16 protein-coding genes are annotated in these 15,873 nt (G+C 69.4%); 9 read left to right on the plus strand and 7 right to left on the minus strand.

All coding sequences use genetic code 11. The features are described from left to right. The first annotated feature begins 47 nt into the window (after positions 1 to 47). From ON38_RS02880 to ON38_RS02890, 3 genes are all read left to right on the plus strand, one after another. Positions 48 to 926: an oxidoreductase gene (locus tag ON38_RS02880; RefSeq protein WP_039822124.1), complete on the plus strand. Its 879-nt coding sequence runs from the start codon at positions 48 to 50 to the stop codon at positions 924 to 926. Between the two features lie 96 nt (positions 927 to 1,022). Next, complete coding sequence (locus tag ON38_RS02885; RefSeq protein WP_039822126.1) at positions 1,023 to 1,490, plus strand: carboxymuconolactone decarboxylase family protein; 468 nt, start codon at positions 1,023 to 1,025, stop codon at positions 1,488 to 1,490. Between the two features lie 253 nt (positions 1,491 to 1,743). Beyond that, positions 1,744 to 2,835, plus strand: coding sequence for a 3-deoxy-7-phosphoheptulonate synthase (locus ON38_RS02890; protein WP_039822128.1), 1,092 nt, complete (start codon positions 1,744 to 1,746; stop codon positions 2,833 to 2,835). A gap of 107 nt (positions 2,836 to 2,942) precedes the next feature. Here the strand turns inward: ON38_RS02890 and ON38_RS02895 are convergent, their stop codons facing one another. After that, positions 2,943 to 3,518 carry a GNAT family N-acetyltransferase gene (locus tag ON38_RS02895; protein WP_039822129.1) on the minus strand — a complete coding sequence of 192 codons (576 nt, stop codon included), beginning with the start codon at positions 3,516 to 3,518 and terminating at the stop codon, positions 2,943 to 2,945. A gap of 96 nt (positions 3,519 to 3,614) precedes the next feature. On the opposite strand from ON38_RS02895, the gene ON38_RS02900 reads away from it, so the two are divergent. Then, a complete protein-coding gene (locus ON38_RS02900; protein ID WP_039822131.1) occupies positions 3,615 to 4,544 on the plus strand; it encodes a sigma-70 family RNA polymerase sigma factor in 930 nt (309 codons plus the stop codon). A gap of 9 nt (positions 4,545 to 4,553) precedes the next feature. Here the strand turns inward: ON38_RS02900 and ON38_RS02905 are convergent, their stop codons facing one another. Then, positions 4,554 to 5,198 (minus strand): LysE family translocator, encoded by a 645-nt coding sequence (locus ON38_RS02905; protein ID WP_039822132.1) that lies wholly within the window; start codon positions 5,196 to 5,198, stop codon positions 4,554 to 4,556. Between the two features lie 153 nt (positions 5,199 to 5,351). Here ON38_RS02905 and ON38_RS02910 point away from each other — a divergent pair, with 153 nt between their 5' ends. From ON38_RS02910 to ON38_RS02920, 3 genes are all read left to right on the plus strand, one after another. Then, on the plus strand, positions 5,352 to 7,022 hold the full coding sequence (locus ON38_RS02910; protein ID WP_039822134.1) for a DNA repair helicase XPB: 1,671 nt from the start codon (positions 5,352 to 5,354) through the stop codon (positions 7,020 to 7,022). Between the two features lie 40 nt (positions 7,023 to 7,062). After that, positions 7,063 to 7,731 (plus strand): DUF3239 domain-containing protein, encoded by a 669-nt coding sequence (locus tag ON38_RS02915; protein ID WP_039822135.1) that lies wholly within the window; start codon positions 7,063 to 7,065, stop codon positions 7,729 to 7,731. A gap of 171 nt (positions 7,732 to 7,902) precedes the next feature. Then, positions 7,903 to 9,306 carry a M1 family metallopeptidase gene (locus ON38_RS02920; protein WP_039822136.1) on the plus strand — a complete coding sequence of 468 codons (1,404 nt, stop codon included), beginning with the start codon at positions 7,903 to 7,905 and terminating at the stop codon, positions 9,304 to 9,306. 17 nt (positions 9,307 to 9,323) lie between these two features. On the opposite strand, the gene ON38_RS02925 is transcribed toward ON38_RS02920, so the two are convergent. Continuing rightward, positions 9,324 to 11,597, minus strand: coding sequence for a helicase-associated domain-containing protein (locus ON38_RS02925; RefSeq protein WP_039822139.1), 2,274 nt, complete (start codon positions 11,595 to 11,597; stop codon positions 9,324 to 9,326). 152 nt (positions 11,598 to 11,749) lie between these two features. On the opposite strand from ON38_RS02925, the gene ON38_RS02930 reads away from it, so the two are divergent. Next, on the plus strand, positions 11,750 to 11,938 hold the full coding sequence (locus ON38_RS02930; protein WP_039822140.1) for a hypothetical protein: 189 nt from the start codon (positions 11,750 to 11,752) through the stop codon (positions 11,936 to 11,938). A gap of 69 nt (positions 11,939 to 12,007) precedes the next feature. Here ON38_RS02930 and ON38_RS02935 read toward each other — a convergent pair whose 3' ends face one another. Together ON38_RS02935 and ON38_RS02940 are read right to left on the minus strand one after the other, a co-directional pair. Then, positions 12,008 to 12,664, minus strand: coding sequence for a transglycosylase family protein (locus tag ON38_RS02935; RefSeq protein ID WP_039822142.1), 657 nt, complete (start codon positions 12,662 to 12,664; stop codon positions 12,008 to 12,010). A 378-nt stretch (positions 12,665 to 13,042) separates the two neighbouring features. Beyond that, the gene (locus tag ON38_RS02940) at positions 13,043 to 13,288 is read right to left on the minus strand and encodes a hypothetical protein (protein ID WP_039822143.1); all 246 of its coding nucleotides are present in this window, start codon (positions 13,286 to 13,288) and stop codon (positions 13,043 to 13,045) included. 187 nt (positions 13,289 to 13,475) lie between these two features. On the opposite strand from ON38_RS02940, the gene ON38_RS02945 reads away from it, so the two are divergent. Further along, positions 13,476 to 13,895, plus strand: a complete 420-nt coding sequence (locus ON38_RS02945) for a cold-shock protein (RefSeq protein WP_039822144.1) — start codon at positions 13,476 to 13,478, stop codon at positions 13,893 to 13,895. Between the two features lie 57 nt (positions 13,896 to 13,952). On the opposite strand, the gene ON38_RS02950 is transcribed toward ON38_RS02945, so the two are convergent. Both ON38_RS02950 and ON38_RS02955 read right to left on the minus strand, forming a co-directional pair. Continuing rightward, positions 13,953 to 14,453: a DUF2771 domain-containing protein gene (locus tag ON38_RS02950; protein WP_039822145.1), complete on the minus strand. Its 501-nt coding sequence runs from the start codon at positions 14,451 to 14,453 to the stop codon at positions 13,953 to 13,955. Beyond that, positions 14,450 to 15,873: MFS transporter (locus ON38_RS02955; RefSeq protein WP_051164302.1), on the minus strand; the 1,424-nt coding region annotated here is incomplete at its 5' end. The genes ON38_RS02950 and ON38_RS02955, both read right to left, overlap by 4 nt.

Here is a 15,873-nt window from a genome sequence, read left to right on the forward strand (position 1 = left end):
GTCCGTCGCGCCCGGTGCATATCCCCGTCGCGCATTAGACTCGCCCCATGAGTGGTTGGGGCGTCGGGGACATCCCCGATCAGCAGGGTCGAACCGTCATCATCACCGGGGCGAACAGCGGACTCGGCGCGGTCGCCGCGCGGGCCCTGGCCGGGGCCGGGGCGCAGGTGATCCTGGCCTGCCGGAATGTGGGCAAAGGGCAGGCCGTCGCCGACGAGATCGGTGAGCGGGCGCAGGTCCGGCAGCTGGATCTGGCCGATCTGTCCTCGGTCCGGGAGTTCGCCGCCGGAGTGGAGAGCGCGGATGTCCTGATCAACAATGCCGGCGTGATGGCGGTACCGCTGCGGCGTACCGCCGACGGTTTCGAGATGCAGATCGGTACCAACCATCTCGGCCATTTCGCCCTCACCGGCCTGCTGCTCGGCAAGATCGGTGAGCGGGTGGTCACCCTGTCCAGCGGAGCCCACGTGGCCGGAGCCATCGACCTCGGGGATCTCAACTGGGAGCGGCGTCCCTACAAGCGCTGGTCGGCGTACGGCCAGTCGAAGCTGGCGAATCTGCTGTTCGCCTTCGAACTGCAGCGCCGGCTCACCGCGGCCGGATCGGCGAAGCTGTCGCTGGCGGCCCACCCCGGCTATGCCGCCACCGAACTGCAGTCCCATACCGAGACCGTGCTCGACTCGGTGATGAACATCGGTAACAAGGTGTTCGCGCAGAGCGCGGAGATGGGAGCGCTACCGGAACTCTTCGCCGCCACCGCGCCCGTCGAGCCGGGCGCCTACTACGGGCCGACCGGTCTGGGCGGGATGCGCGGCCACCCCGGTCGTTCGGGATGCTCGAAGCGGGCCAAGGACCAGCTCACCGCGCGTTCGCTATGGGAACTCTCCGAACGCCTGACCGACGTGAAGTTCGATTTCTCGGCCTGACCGGCCGCCGTCCCGCGGTGCGCACCGCGGGATGTCACACCCGGGACCGGTGCGTCGTCGTCTCTGTGAAAAGGCAGGAACGAAAGGAATCCGGACATGGAACCCCGTGTGAATCTCTTCGAGAACAAGGTCACCGCGAGCTACGTCAAGCGGCTGGTCACCGCCGGGAAGGTGGCCGAGAGTTCAGGTCTGCCCGCCGCCACCTACGAGTTGGTGAAGATCCGGGCCAGCCAGATCAACGGCTGCGCGATGTGCCTGGATATGCATACCAAGGACGCGTTGCACGCCGGGGAATCCGCGCTGCGGATCAACCTGGTCGCCGCCTGGCGGGAGGCCACGGTCTTCACCGAGGCCGAGCGGGCCGCGCTCGAACTCACCGAGGCGGGAACCCGCCTGGCCGACGGCGGCGGAGTGAGCGAGGAGACCTGGCAGCGGGTGCGCAAGCACTACGACGACGACCAGATCGGTGGCCTGCTCGTCGCCGTCGCCACCATCAACGCGTGGAACCGGCTCAATGCCATCGCCCACACCCCGGCCGGAAGCTACGAGCCCGGCCAGTTCTGATCCGGCGCCGGGGCGGAATGTGTCAAGCATCACTTTCTTTCCGGCGATTCCGCCCCGGCATCCGCATCCGTGGTCGACCGCTGGTACCGTGACCAATCGTGCAGCGCGTGTATTTCTGGTTTAGCAAGCCGGCCCGGGGTGGGTCGGTCTGCGGCTACCACGCGCGCTGACCAGTTCCCCGAGCCGGATGACGACCGGCTCGACGGGTGAATATTTCCGTGGGTCGGCCCGAACGAGAAGGACACCACCCGCGATGACAACCGCAGTCGATATCGACGCCCATCATTCCGATCTGGACGATCAGCGCACTCTCAGTGTCAGTCCGCTGCGTTCCCCGGCCGAGGTGCGCCGGGTCCACGCCATCACCGACGACCACGCCGCGACTGTACGAGCCGGGCGCAAGTCCACCGTCGAGGTCCTCGACGGGCTGGACGACCGCCTCATGGTCGTGGTCGGCCCGTGCTCGGTGCACGACCCGGTCGCCGCGCTCGACTACGCCCGGCGGCTGGCCGCCGCGTCGGCGGAACTCTCCGATCGGCTGCACCTGGTCATGCGGGTCTACTTCGAGAAGCCGCGCACCACGCTGGGCTGGAAAGGGCTGATCAACGATCCGCATCTCAACGGCAGCTTCGACGTCAACACCGGGCTGGGGATCGGCCGTCAGCTGCTGCTCGACATCACCGCGCTGGGTCTACCGGTGGCCTGCGAGTTCCTCGACCCCATCACCCCGCAGTACATCTCGGATCTGGTCTCCTACGGCGCGATCGGCGCGCGCACCGCGGCCAGCCAGGTGCACCGGCAGCTGAGCAGTGCCCTGTCCATGCCGGTCGGGATCAAGAACGGGACCGACGGCGATGTGCAGGTCGCCGTGGACGGGGTTCGGGCGGCCGCGGCCAGCCATGTGTTCCCGGGTACCGATCTCGACGGCCGGGCCGCGTTGATCCAGACGGCGGGCAACGAGGACTGCCACGTCATCCTGCGCGGTGGATCCAACGGCACCAACTACGACGCGGCCTCGGTGGCCGACGCCTGCGCGCGGCTGGAGAAGTCGAAGCTGCCGCAGCGGATCGTGGTCGACGCCAGCCACGGCAACAGCAACAAGGATCACCGGCGTCAGCCCATCGTGGTCGCCGATATCGCCGAGCGGCTGGCCGCGGGCGAGCCGGGTGTGGTCGGCGTGATGCTGGAGAGCTTCCTCGTCGAGGGCCGGCAGGACCTCACCCTGGGCCGGTCCGCCGATCTCACCTACGGTCAGTCCATCACCGACGCCTGCATGGACTGGGAAACCACCGCCGCCCAGCTCGACCGTTTGGCCGACGCCGTCGCACAGCGCCGCGGGCGCTGACGATCCGGTCGCCGCGCCGTACGGACCACGAGTCCGCGGCGCGGGCGGCCGGGCCGCCGGCCCCGCATATCCGGGCGCTGCCGCCGGATACGACGAAATCCCGCGGCTCAGACGCCGGTCGGCCAGCCGTCCGCCGGGCCGGGCGGATCGGTGTTCAGGCGGGCGGCCATCCAGTGGTCCCGGCGACTCCCGCGGAGCACGCTGCCCAGCCGGGCCAGCCCCTCGTAGCGGAAACCCTGCTTACGGGCCGCGGCGGCGGAGGCGTGATTACCCACGAAAGCGCGCCATTGGATACGGGTGAGGCCCATTCCGTCCGGGGCGAAACCGAAGTCGCACGCCAGCGTGATCGCCCGCGATATCAGCCCCTGGCGGCGGTGTTCGGCCGCGAGCCAGTACCCGATTTCGGCGGAGCCTTCGTCCTGTGGCCGCACACCCAGACCCAATGTGCCGATGAGACGGCCGTGCTCGCTCAGGCGGATCGCCCAAGTGGGGCTGCTACCGGCCCAGCCCTCGGCGGACCTGGTGCGGACGAAGTACTCGGCATCGGCGCGTCCGTAGGGCACCGGGACGGTGACCCATTCGGCGATCGCCGGGTCCTGGCAGCATTCGACGACCGCCTCGATATCGGATTCCATCGGCCGGCTCAGCCAGACGGTCCCGTCGGTCAGTGTGCGCTCCTCCACCCCGTCGATGGTGGCAGCTCGAACAGCTTCCGGCACCCGAATTCACGGGCCGGGCCGCCGCCCGGCCGGGCGGCGGGGCTCCGTAGAATTCCGGCGGTGGTAGCCACGCTTCTCGCCGATCTCTTCGAGTCCCATCGGGGCCATCTGCTGGCGGTGGCCTACCGGCTGACCGGCAGTGTGGCCGATGCCGAGGACGCGGTCCAGGAGAGCTGGTTGCGCCTGGCCGGCACCTCGCAGTCGGAGATCGAGGACCTGCGCGCCTGGTTGACGACCGTGGTCTCCCGGCTCTGCCTGGACCGCTTGCGCAGCGCCGCGGTGCGCCGGGAAAGCTATGTGGGACAGTGGCTCCCCGAGCCGGTGGTGAGTCCGCTGACCGGTGCGCCGGGGCCGGACCCGCTCGCCGCCGTGGTGCAGCGTCAGGAGTTCCGGATGGCCGCGCTGGTGGTACTCGATCAGCTCACGCCGCCGCAGCGCGTGGCCTTCGTCCTGCACGAGGGCCTGCAGGTGCCCTACGCCGAAATCGCGGACATCCTCGACATCACCCCGGAGGCGACCCGGCAGCTGGCCGCCCGCGCGCGCAAGGTCGTACGCGAACAGACCCCACCGGCCGCCGCCGACGGCGAGCACGAGGCGGCCGTGCAGAAGTTGCTGGTGGCGCTGGGTACCGGTGATGCCCGGGCGGTGGCGGCGGTACTGCATCCGGACGCGAAGATGATCGGCGATGCGGGCGGCACCACTCAGACCGCGCGCAATGTCATCCACGGGCCGGACAAGGTCGCCCGGCTGTTCCTCGGGCTCATCCGCCGCTACGGATTGGACCGCCCGGGCGTCGATTTCGTGGCCGAGGATATGGAGTTCGTCCGGGTCAACGGCCAGCTCGGCGTCCTGGTCCACGGCCGCCCCGGCGACGGCGACCATCCGGGTTTCCCGTCGCGGATCATGGGATTCACAGTGGTGGACGGCGTGATTCAGGGCGCTTACGACCATGCCAATCCGGCGAAACTGCGCGGGGTCCGGTTGCGCTGACCGGACCGCTCAGGCCGCGGCCGGCCGGGTCCGGTCGGTGAGCAGTAGCGCCGCCATGGCGCCCAGCACCGAACCCATCAGGAGCCGCTGGAGGCGCAACCACAGCGGCCGCCCGCTCAGGAACCCGGCGACCGTGCCCGCGGTGCACACGATCAATGCGTTCACGGCCAGCGCGACGGTGATCTGCACCGCGCCGAGGCACAGGCTCTGGGCCCATACCGGCCCGGCGCCGGGCGCCACGAACTGCGGAATCAACGCCAGGTACATGACGGCGATCTTGGGGTTCAGCAGATTGGTCACCAGCCCCATGGTGAACAGCTTCCGGCCGGGGTCCCGGGGGAGTGGTTCGGGGGTGAAGACCGATACCGCGCCCGGCCTGATCGCCTGCCAGGCCAGCCACAGCAGGTAGGCCGCGCCGGCCGCCTTCAGCGCCGTATACAGTGCTGGTACCAGGGCGAAAACCGCGGTGATACCGGTCGCGGCGGCAGTCAGGTAGACGCCGAAACCGGCGGCGACCCCGGTCAGCGAGATCATGCCGGCCCGCCGGCCCTGCGAAATCGTGCGGGAAACCAGGTACATCATGTTGGGGCCGGGGGTGAGCACCAGGCCGAGCGCGGCCACCGCCACCCCGGCCGCGGCCGCGATTTCGATCATGGCTTCGATACTGGCCTGGTGCAGGTGGGGTTGTCTCGGTCCAGTTGGCACCCACTGGTTGTGCCGGCCGGGTGTGGACGTGGCCGGCATCACCGCTCGGTGCGCTGTCGGTGGGTTCGGGGACAATGGTGGAAGCCGAGGTGAGGAGGTCCCGTGGCAGACGGGCCGCTGATCGTGCAGAGCGATAAGACAGTGCTGTTGGAGGTCGATCACGAACTCGCGGATGTGGCGCGCCAGGCGATCGCCCCGTTCGCCGAGCTGGAGCGGGCGCCCGAACATGTGCACACCTACCGGGTCACGCCGCTGGCCCTGTGGAACGCGCGGGCCGCGGGGCACGACGCGGAGCAGGTGGTGGACGCGCTGGTCGGGCACTCCCGGTTCCCGGTGCCCCAGCCGCTGCTGGTCGATATCGTCGAGACGATGGCCCGCTACGGGCGATTGCAGCTGGTCAAACACCCGGCGCACGGCCTGACCCTGGTCAGCCTGGACCGTGCGGTACTGGCCGAGGTGCTCCGGCACAAGAAGATCGCCCCCATGCTCGGCGAACGTATCGACGAGGACACGGTGGCGGTGCACCCGTCCGAGCGCGGGCACATCAAACAGCAGTTGCTCAAGATCGGCTGGCCCGCCGAGGACCTGGCGGGTTACGTCGACGGTGAGGCCCACCCGATCGACCTGAACTTCCACGGCGCGAGCTGGCAGTTGCGCGACTACCAGGAGATGGCCGCCGATTCGTTCTGGGCGGGCGGGTCCGGTGTGGTTGTGCTGCCGTGCGGCGCCGGCAAGACGATGGTGGGCGCCGCCGCGATGGCACGCGCCAAGGCCACCACACTCATCCTGGTGACCAACACCGTCGCCGGCCGCCAGTGGCGGCGGGAGTTGCTCGCGCGTACTTCGCTCACCGACGAGGAGATCGGTGAGTACTCCGGGGAGCGCAAGGAGATCCGGCCGGTCACCATCGCCACCTACCAGGTGATCACCCGTAAATCGAAGGGTGAGTACAAGCATCTGGAACTCTTCGACAGCCGGGATTGGGGCCTGGTGATCTACGACGAGGTGCATCTGCTGCCGGCCCCCGTGTTCCGGATGACCGCCGATCTGCAGTCACGGCGCCGTCTGGGTCTCACCGCGACACTGGTCCGGGAGGACGGCCGGGAGGGCGATGTCTTCTCGCTGATCGGCCCCAAACGCTACGACGCGCCGTGGAAGGATATCGAAGCCCAGGGCTGGATCGCCCCGGCCGACTGTATCGAGGTCCGGGTCACGCTGACCGATGCCGAGCGGATGGCCTACGCGACCGCCGAACCCGAGGAGCGCTACAAGCTGTGTTCCACCGCGCACACCAAGATCGCGGTGGTGGAATCCATCCTGGCCCGGCATCGCGGGGCGCCCACCCTCGTCATCGGGGCGTATCTGGACCAGCTGGAGGAGTTGGGCGCGGCCCTGGACGCACCGGTGATCCAGGGGTCGACGAAGAACAAGGAACGTGAAGCCCTGTTCGACGCATTCCGCCGCGGCGAGATCCCCGTACTGGTGGTCAGCAAGGTCGCGAACTTCTCCATCGATCTACCGGAGGCGTCGGTGGCGGTGCAGGTCTCGGGGACCTTCGGTTCGCGCCAGGAAGAGGCCCAGCGGCTGGGCCGGCTGTTGCGACCCAAACAGGACGGCGGTCAGGCCCATTTCTATTCGGTGGTGGCCCGCGACACTCTGGACGCGGATTATGCCGCGCATCGGCAGCGTTTCCTCGCCGAGCAGGGGTATGCCTATCGCATAACGGATGCCGACGACCTGCTGGGCCCCGCCATCGGACCCGGCGAACAATAAGTGCGTTCCGAACTCGACGAATTGTGTTAGGAATGGCGACGTGCGACGCTTCGAATTCGCGGTGGACCGCCGGCACGCCCACGCGGTCAACGGAGTAGTCGCCGGACGCCGCCGAGTGCGGGTGTCCGCGGTGCTCGCCGCCCTCGCCGCGGCGGCCGCCACCGCCTATCTGGTCCGGCTGGGGCATCCCTGGTCCTATCCGCTGGCCCTGGCCGGTGCGCTGGGGGCGGCCACGGCGCTGTGGGTGGCGCTGTGGGCGCCGCGCCGGGCGGGGATCGACCGCCTCTACGCCGAGGGCGAACTGGTACCGGCGGTGGTCTCACGGGTCCAGGCGCGCGGTGCCGTGCTGCTGGCCCTGGTCAATCTGGCTCGACGCGATTCCGGTGAGCAGCGGTACGCGCTGATCACCAAGAAGGTGCGTCATCTGCCGGGGCATCGAGTAGCCGAGGGGGAGCGCGTTCCGGCCGTCGCGGTGCGCGGCGACCGGACAACCCGTTCGATCGGCGAGCGCTGGCTCCCGGTCGAGACGATGCCGATCGCCTGGGGTACCGCCGATACCGCGGTCATCGAGCGGGCGCGCGCGGCGATCGCCGAGAAGGAATGGCGGCTGCTCACCGACAATCTCGCACTCGCGGATGAGGTGCAGCGCAGTGCGGCCAAGCGGTTGCTGCTCGATCCCGGCCGGCTACCGGAGGGCCTCGGCGCCTGATCGGCGCGGGATATCCGCTGACCGCGCGCCCCGGATATCCGCCGACCGCGTGCCGGGAAGCGCTCGCGCGCCGTGTTTTCCGGGGTACCGGAATCCGGGGCCGAATGCGACTAACGTCCTCGGGCGGGGTCACCCGGGGAACACGACTCGATCACGGAAGGTGGAAAACGCATGAGGCTCGGCCGCTGGCTGATCGCCGGGGTGATTGTGCTGGCGGGCCCGGCGTCGGTGCCGGCCACGGCCCAGGCGCCGACCGCGTCGCTGGCGGGATCGGAGGGTCTGGGCGACCCCTACTTCCCGCGGGACGGGAACGGCGGTTACGACGTCGCGCACTACGACGTGACCCTCGGCTATGATCCGGCCGATCATCAGCTCACCGGATCCACCCGGATCGACGCGGCCGCCACCCAGCCGCTGACCGCGTTCAACCTCGATTACAGCGGGCCCCCGGTGCGCGCCGTACGGGTGAACAACACGCCGGCCGGCTTCGAATGGCAGAAGCCGCACGAGCTGATCGTGCGTCCGGCCCTGCCGCTGCTGCCCGGTCTGCCCTTCACCGTCACCGTCGACTACGCGGGTACCGCACCCGATACCCGCGGCGAGGGCTGGACCTACGCCCCCACCGGTGGCGTTTTCGCCGCGGGGCAACCGCATTCGGCGTCCACCTGGTATCCGCTCAACGATTCCCCGCGGGACAAGGCGACTTTCACGCTGCATACGACCGTGCCCGCGGAATGGGAGGTGGTCTCGGGCGGAGTACGCACGCGCGACGAGGTGCGCGACGGATTCCGCACCGTGAGCTGGGAGCAGCGGCATCCGGTGATCGGCTATCTCACGACTGTCGCCATCGATCGTTTCGACTATCTGGAGCAGCGCCGCGCGAATGGCACGCCGCTGCTCAGCGCGTTCGCCCCGGGTGCCGAGGGTTCGCGGCAATACGAGGAGAAACTGCCGCAGGTGCTCGATTTCACCGAGAGCCTCTACGGTCCGTATCCGTTCGACACCGGCGGCGGTATCTTCCTGTCCGTCGACATCCCGTTCTCCCTGGAAACCCAGACCAGGCCCACCTACGCGGCCTGGGCGGACCTGAACACCGTGGTGCACGAGACCGCTCACCAGTGGTGGGGCGATTCGGTTTCGGTGCAGAGTTGGTCCGATATCTGTCTCAACGAATGCATCGCCAGCTATACCGCCGACTATCTGTGGCCCGAGCGGACCGAAGGCGCCGATGTGGACGCCGAATATCGTAAGACGGTCCGGGAGATGCTGGGTAAGCCGAAATTCTGGGCCGTTCCGCTGGAGGATCCGGGTGCGGAGAACATGTTCACCTCGGTGTATTACCGAGGCCCCCTCTTCATGCACGCGTTGCGGAAACAGCTGGGAGACGCGGCCTTCTTCGCGGCGCTGCGGGAATTCGTGACGGTCCACGCCTACGGCAATGCCTCGATGCGGGATTTCCGTGCCTTCGTCCAATCCAAATCGCCGGCCGATCTCACCGGGTTCTTCGACGCCTGGTTACGCGGTACCACGCCGCCGCCCGAGCAGTACCTCTACCCGGGATCACTGCGCGACTGAGCGCCTGGGCGGCACAGCTATTCGAGCAGTGCGACCGACGAGATCCGATGCAGGGTGAACTGACGGACCGTGCCGGTGACCGGATCCAGTGCGTCCAGCTGCCCGTTGCCGACACGTACCGGCTCGACGACCCGCTGGATCGCGGTGCCCTTGGCGTCGACATAGCCGATGTGGACCGGCCGCCGCACCCGCGCGGCCAGCTGCAGCAGCGCCAGGGCCGCGGCCGTACTGGTGCGGGTGCCGTCGCTGCGCACCGCTTGCCCGGAGGTGGCGGTCGCGGCGCGCTCGCCGGCGCGTAGTTCGGTGACCAGCAGTTCCAGTTGCTCGGTCGTCGGCGGGGTCGGCCGGTACGGTTGCCGGGCCAGCGGGCGCACACTGATCCGCGCCCCACGCTGACGCAGGTCCACGATGGCGCCGGAGGCGTCCTCGCCCGCGAGAGCGAAACCCGCCCGGCGCAGTTCCTCGAACAATTCGCCCAGCGGCGCCTGCGATATCGCCACCGTCGGTGCGATACCGCGCAGGGCCAGGGCCTCGGCAACCGGGGAGGCCAGCACCTGCGCCAGCAGTGCCGGATCCTCGCTGCGGACGAACGACTGCGCCATTCCGGCCCGCAACCGGCCGTGCCGCCGCGCCACATCGTCGATCAGGTAGGTGAGTGTCTGCGGAACCGGGGTCCGGGAATGCCGGCCGAAGAGATGGTGCAACTCGGCGGCGGTGAGACCGGCGTCGAGCGCACGGCGCAGGGTGGATTCCCCGATCCGGTAGACAGTGGCCGCACCCGCCGATTCCACATCGGCGACCAATTCGATCCGGCGTTGCAGATCGGCGGTCAGCGGTCCGGGCGCCACCACGGTCAGGTCGGCCTGGACCAGCACATGGTCCACCGGCTCGGGGAGAGCGGCCTCCAGGGCGGCCTCGGCGGCCGCGAGGGTATCGGTCAGCAGCTTGCGCGCCGCGCCGGTGAGCGCGCCCCGGCCCACCATGCCGAGCGCGGCGGCCTCGTACAGTGTGTTGTCGACCACTTGGCGGCGGAAATGTCGGCGGCGCCGCGGGGTACGCCAGGCCAGCAGCCGCGCGAGTCCGCCGGGTTCGAGTTCGGTGCCGGGAGGTTGCTCGGCGAGTGCCTCGAGCACGATCCGCCGGTCCCGAACGGCGTACGGCACCCGCAGTTCGTGTGCGAGCGCGGCCAGCGGCTTGTCCGCGGCATCGCGCAGACCGATCATCCACGGATACCGGTCCAGTTCCAGCCAGGCGTGTGCGAGCGGGACCCAGCGCCGGGCCGACGGCGCTTCCAGCCAGGAATCCGCGGCCGGGGTCGGCGCCCAGAAATCGTCGGCGTCGGCCTCCGGCGGTGGATCGGGGAAGCCCTTCTCGATCAGTTTCGCCGCCGCCAGCAGTTCCACGAGCAGGCCCGCCCGGGTCTCGTCGATACCGGCCGCCTTGGCTATCCGGCGCAGCTCCCGCACGCCGAGACCGCCCGCGCGCAGTGCCGGTGCGGGCAGTTGGCCCAGCACTTCGAGGATCGCGGCGCAATGCCGGAGCAGTTCCCCGACCTCTCCCGCGCCGACCCCGTCGACCTCACTCGGCGGGTGTGGAATCGCCCGGGGCTCGGGTTCGGTCAGCCGGTACGGGTCGGTGACCGGTTCGCCGCGCAACAACTGGCCCACGGCGGCCGGTAGTTCCACGGTCTCGTCGTCGATTCGGCGGAGCAGTCGCGCGGCCAGCAGCCTGGGTACCGGACGGTCGGCGGGCGCGTCCGGGGCGGCATCGCGGGTGCGCCCGCGCGGTCCGGTCTCGGCGAGTTTGTCCAGGAGCGCGCGCTCGGCCTCCGGAAGGCCGGTGAGCGCGGCCGCGATCTCCGGTTCGGACAGCGGCTCAGCGGAATCCGCTCCGCTGCCCAACGGCCACGGCAGCGCCTCGGCGACAGCGGGTACCAGTCGGATGCGGTCGCCGTCGAACCAGAGCAGTGCCCGATCGGCGAGTTCGGTGACGGCCGCGTCCACCGTCGCGGCTTTGGCGCGGGCCCGCAGTGCGCGTTTGAGTTCGGTGCGGGTCATCGGATCGCCGCCGCTCGCGGTGTGCAGGGCCAGCACTTCCACGACCGCGAAGGGCACGGTGCCGAGATCGTCGGCGGCGCGCAGTACCGAAGCGCGCTGTTCGGCGCGCGCGGCGAGCACCGCCATGGAGGACGGTAGCGGTACCGCGAGATCGGGCCGACGTTCCAGCAGTGCCACCAACTGCGCGTCGGTTCGGGCGCCGAGCCAGGCGGTGAACGAGTCTTGGCCGGTCATCCGGTCCAGACTAGCCGGGCACGGCGGGTTCGGTGGGGCGCGGTTCGGTGACTCCCCGGCGTTCGGCAGGGTTCGTCGGTCCGCGCGTGCGGCGGATGTCACCGAGGCGGTTGACATGCGGTCCCGCGACAGGGACATGCCAGAATGAGGGGGTGGTGAACAAATCGAAGAAACCCTACATCGACAACGGCTGGCCCGAGGTGGCCGACGGTGAGCACGCGGTCACCGAGCTGTCGTCGTCCCGCTCCGGTAACCTCTCGCCTTTCGGCGAGGACACCGAGTTCCCGGTGGCTGCCGATCAGCTGCCGTATCTGCACCCGCACACAGTGATCAACCGCTGAGCGGACGAACGAAAGAACCCCGCGTCACCTGATGGTGGAGCGGGGTTCTTTCGTAGCCGGGGTGCCCGATCAGGAGGGCAGCAGGCCCTTGTTGGCCTCGAAGACGCCGAGCAGGCCCGGGTCCAGCTGCGGGTTGCCGGCCTTGACGGCCTCGAACAGATCCAGCGCGGGCTGCGGGACCTGTACGCCCTGCGCCTGCACGGCGGCCAGCGCGCGGTCCACGGCGGTGTAGACCTCCTGGGTCTGCGTGGGGGCCTGCGCCGGAGCCTGGGCCTGCTGCGGAGCGGCCTGGTTCTGCGGGGCGGGGGTATCGGTCTGGACGGCCGGAGTGTCGGCCGGGGTTTCGCGCGGGGTCGAGCCGCTGCTCAGGCCCAGCGAGGAGGAGCAGGAGGGCCAGGCGCCCCAGCCCTGCGAGGCGAGCACGCGCTCGGCGACCACGATCTGCTCTTCGCGGCTGGCCTGGTTGGCGGTGGAGGCGTATTCGCCGCCGCCGTTGGCCTGCCAGGTGCTCTGCGAGAACTGCAGTCCGCCGTGATAGCCGTTGCCGGTGTTGATGGCCCAGTTGCCGCCGGCCTCGCACTGCGCGAGTCGATCCCAGTCGGAGTCGGGTGCCGCGCTGGCTGTACCGGCGAGGGCTACACCCGCACCGCTGATCATGGCGCCGGTGACGGCAACCTTGGCCACAGTGCGACCGGTATTGGTGGGCTTGCGATGGCGTCCACTCATTCGGGTTCGTCTTCCTCTCGTACGCACCTGCGAGGTCTTCGCTCGGGTCCAGGCTGAGAGGGTGCCCGTCCCGCCCTCGCCCCTGTGGTTTCCGTTGGGTTCCGGTACCCGCGGGGCGAGGTTCGGTGCGGCGGGCCGGTGGGCCGGATTGCCCGGCTGGGGTAGACGGTACGACGTTCCCGCCGAAAAATCACTATTTGGTAACCGGCGTGTGCGGATGGGTTGCGGAGCGGTCACGACCGCGCGCCGGCGACTCTGCGCAGCTAGTGGGACTGTGCCGGGTATTCGCCGTAGGACACGCGGCGCCGTTATCATGCCGTTATGTGATTATCATCACATAACGCTTGAGTCGCGGCCGGGCCGGGTACTGGACACTTGTCACCTGGATCTGCGGCCCGAGCGCAGCGCGAAGATCAACGCCGCCACGAAGCCGACAGGAGCCAGCATGGCGCCCAGGTACAACCAGAGGCCCGGCTCACCGTCGGTGAGGATCGGGGTGAGGAAGATCGCCACCACCGACAGCAGTCCGAGGGCGAAAAGGCCCAGCGCGAGCTGAAGCAACCAGTTGCCGGGGGTGCGCCCGGACGAGGGGCCGGAGGGCCGCGGATCGGCAGGATTCGTCACCGTTCGACGGTAAAACTGATGTGCTGGGGCCGTGCCCACCGGGGTAGACTCGGAACGATCTCGCGTCCTGCATGCTTGTGGGGCGCGTTTTTCGAGTAGGGGAAAGACCTGCCATCAGCGGGTTCCAGCAGACGAGTGTGCCCGGGCCCGGTGGGGCGGGCGCCGAACAGACGAACGGGTGAGCGCAGTGCCGACCGGCAAGGTGAAGTGGTACGACGTGGAAAAGGGCTTCGGCTTCCTTTCCCAGGACGAGGGTGAGGACGTCTACGTCCGCTCGTCCGCGCTGCCCCAGGGCGTCGAGACGCTCAAGCCCGGTCAGCGGGTCGAATTCGGGATGGCGGCCGGGCGGCGCGGACCGCAGGCACTGAGCCTGAAACTGGTGGAGGCGCCCCCCTCGGTACGGCAGAACCAGGAGCGCAACGCCCGCAAGGAGCCCGTCGCGCGGAAGCACAGCCCCGACGAACTGCACGGCATGGTCGAGGACATGATCACGCTGCTCGAAGCCAAGGTGCAGCCGGATCTGCGCAAGGGGCGCTACCCGGATCGCAAGACCGCCCAGCGGATCTCGGAAGTGGTGCGCGCGGTCGCGCGGGAACTCGACCGCTGACCCGTCGCACGCGGAACTTCGCGGGCCGGCCGGATCTCCGGCCGGCCCGCTGTCGTATCAGGCGGTCTTGATCGACCACACCGCGTGGGGGACGGGGAACTGGTTACCGGCCTCGTCCATCGCGATGATCATCACCTGCAACTCCACCCCGATCAGCTCCAGCCCCGATTCGGGACGGGAGTCGACGGTCAGTGCCCGGGTACCGGCCGGATGGTCCCGGTAGGAGCTGGGCTGCTCGACGATCTCACCGTTGTCGCGGGCGTAGAGCGGCAGCAGTTCCCAGGGGCTGTCCACGAGGGCGTCCGGCAGTGAGATCTGCAGGGGATTGCCCGCCGGAACCTCGAGGAAAACGGTCTCACCCTGCCGGCAGTCCTCCATCCGCACCGTGCAGTAGCGGAACGGCGGTACCGTCACGGTGGTGCCGTGCGCGTAGGCGGTGAGTTCGGGGTCCTTCGGTTCGGCATGTCGCGCGAGCGACCAGACCACCCCGGCGGTCGCGGCCACCAACAGCAGGATCAGGGCCAGCGCGAGGATCGTGCGGACTTTGTTCGTACTCACCGGGCGGCTTCTCCTCGTGGGGGGTCGTAGTGCGGGAATTCCTGCTCGGCGTGCAGCGGTCGGCGACCGCCGAGACCGGGCAGCAGACTGAACCCGCGGTAGCTCAGCACAGTCTGGACGAGGCCGCCGACCAGTACCGCACTGACCACCGCAAAACCCTTCCAGTAGTCGGTCGGCAGCAGGACGCCACCCGCACCCCCGATGACCCAGCTGAGCTGCAGGACGGTTTCGGATCGGCCGAATCCGGAAGCGATCGACTCGGGCGGTAGATCATCCTGGATGGCGGCATCGAGCGAGACTTTGGCCAGCGCGCTCGCCCCGGCGGCGACCAGGGCGGCCACCGCCGCGCCGAACAGGTTGTCCATCACCACGGCGAGCACGGCGACGGCCGCGCAGCCGATCGTGCAGTTCACCACGATCAGTGAAGGCCGGCCGAGCCGGAGCCGGGCCCCGGTGGCGTTGCCCGCGAAATTACCGACGGCGGCGGCCGCGCCGACCAGCCCGAGCATCGCGGCCTGCTGCACCGGACGGTGTTCGGTGGCCTTGGCCACGAACGCGACGTAGAAGGTCAGGAATCCGGTGAGCACCCGGATGCTGCCGTTACCCCACAGTCCGGTGACCACGGCGCGGCCGAGCGGCTGACGGCGTTTGCGAGCCGGTATCGCGGCCTCGTCGGCGGGGTCGTACGCCTCGGTGTCCCCGGCGCGGGCGTGGTAGCCGAGGGTGGTCGGTACCTCGCCCTCGGTGATCTCCACCCAGCGCGGGATCTTCCAGCTCAGGTAGGCACCGCCCACGGCGATACCGGTGGCCAGGATCAGGGCGCCGGTCGAGCCCGCGATCGCCGCGACGGCCCCGGCCAGGCCGCCGGCGCCCAGGGTGCCGCCGACCAGGCCGAAAACGGTCAGCCGGGAGTTGGTGCGCACCAGGTCGATATCGGGCGGCAGAACTCTGGGAGTCACCGCGCTCTTGAGCACCGCGAACGATTTGCTGAGCACCATCATGCACAGCGCCAGCGGGTACAGCACCCAGCTGTCGAAGCTGAAGATCAGCACCACCGCGAGGACCGCGCGCACGGCGAACGAACTGGCCAGGGCCAGCCGCCGGCCGCGCTGGAGCCGGTCCAGCGCCGGCCCGATGAGCGGCGCGATGACCGCGAACGGCGCGATCGTGATCAGCAGATACAGCGCGACCTTCGTTTTGCTCTCCGCGGTCGCACTGGCGAAGAACAGGGTGTTGGCGAGCGCGACCGCGATCGCGGCGTCCAGCGCGAAATTGGCCATGGTGGCGTAGGTGAGCGCGGTCAGCCCGGATTTGTCCGCGCCGTCGGCCTCGGCCGCCCGCCGGAAGGTGGCGATACCTTTTTCGGTGATCTCCCGGCCGCGCATCGCCGCCACCCGGGTGACGGTGTAGTTTGCGGGGG

Source organism: Nocardia testacea NBRC 100365 (assembly GCF_000308775.1).
Classification (GTDB): domain Bacteria; phylum Actinomycetota; class Actinomycetes; order Mycobacteriales; family Mycobacteriaceae; genus Nocardia; species Nocardia testacea.

Bases quoted from the DNA above. Each gene is read 5' to 3' on its own strand.
- ON38_RS02920 (WP_039822136.1), top strand. From the start codon at position 7,903: ATGAGGCTCGGCCGCTGGCTGATCGCCGGGGTGATTGTGCTGGCGGGC.
- ON38_RS02890 (WP_039822128.1), top strand. From the start codon at position 1,744: ATGACAACCGCAGTCGATATCGACGCCCATCATTCCGATCTGGACGAT.
- ON38_RS02885 (WP_039822126.1), top strand. From the start codon at position 1,023: ATGGAACCCCGTGTGAATCTCTTCGAGAACAAGGTCACCGCGAGCTAC.
- ON38_RS02880 (WP_039822124.1), top strand. From the start codon at position 48: ATGAGTGGTTGGGGCGTCGGGGACATCCCCGATCAGCAGGGTCGAACC.
- ON38_RS02925 (WP_039822139.1), bottom strand. From the start codon at position 11,597: ATGACCGGCCAAGACTCGTTCACCGCCTGGCTCGGCGCCCGAACCGAC.
- ON38_RS02905 (WP_039822132.1), bottom strand. From the start codon at position 5,198: ATGATCGAAATCGCGGCCGCGGCCGGGGTGGCGGTGGCCGCGCTCGGC.
- ON38_RS02935 (WP_039822142.1), bottom strand. From the start codon at position 12,664: ATGAGTGGACGCCATCGCAAGCCCACCAATACCGGTCGCACTGTGGCC.